This window comes from Vibrio sp. Vb0667 (assembly GCF_033391095.1).
Genome location: NZ_JAWPOL010000432.1, coordinates 1 through 1,019 on the forward strand (window position 1 = coordinate 1; position 1,019 = coordinate 1,019).

1 protein-coding gene is annotated in these 1,019 nt (G+C 34.6%); it reads right to left on the reverse strand.

Annotated elements, in window-relative coordinates:
- Positions 1-515 (reverse strand): transcriptional regulator (locus R8269_RS26455; protein ID WP_318223066.1); only part of this gene is annotated, 515 nt, incomplete at its 3' end.
- Between the last annotated feature and the right edge of the window lie 504 nt (positions 516-1,019).

A 1,019-nucleotide genomic window follows, 5' to 3' on the forward strand; every position in this document is an offset into this window, starting at 1 on the left:
AACACTTCTTCACGAAAGCGCTGTGCAAATAGCGTGTCTAAATTTGAACCTTCTTCAAAAATAAAGCGGCCTGTATCTTTAAATTGATAGTGTTTATCCCCTTTCAGTTCAATGTAATCCATCATTTCTAGTGCACGTAAATAGAGCGCAACGGAAGTATCACTCAGCTGGTATCTCCGTGCGATCTCTTCTAAAGACCACTCAGGTCGACGCAAAAGATAAAGAAAATCAAATAAGTGAGGATATTGATGGAAAATCTCGCTGTTGGTGTCAGTGATAAACTGTTCACTCTCTTGCTGCAGCTGCTTACCTCGCATGGATAACTCAACCAAATCCGTATCAAGGTGCGTGGCGTACAACAAGATTTTATCTAAACCAAGAGACGTATTGTGAAGCTGCCTTTTTATGGTAGAAAGCGGGATTCCAAGTCCAATAGAAAGCTCGGAATATCCAATGCCTTTTTCTTTTATTTTTTCTCGTAAAGCAGCAAGTAAATACGTTGCAGAATTATTCATCTAACAATGCCTGTATTTTATTTATTCAGCATCCATGATGATAAATTCAAGAGAGTCCTACTCTTGTGATTTTGGTCTCAATATTCTATCTTGTTGGCGTAAAACATGTCTTATCCATTAGATTTTTTACTTTTCTTTAACTGGATACAGTTTACCCATCCAGAACAAGTTATAGCCATTGATCTATGGGCTTATCAAGATAATAGTCAGTATAATTGTTTTGAAGAGTAAAATTAAGATGGCAAAGATGTTTACTAAAACTTTTCTGATAAGAGCGCAAATTTTCAGATGAAAAGTATCAAAAAATGACACCAATCGATTTATAAAAGCGTGAGATCACAATTGGAAAGTGAATCTATGGAAATTTTTAATTTCAATGACCAGTAAAAATCTTGTTATATTCTGAAAATAACAAAGTTAATTTCTAAAATAATTATTGAAGTAAGAACATATTATTAAGTCAAAATTCTAGCTGGCTCACCTATTTCTTTTTCTCGCCACCAC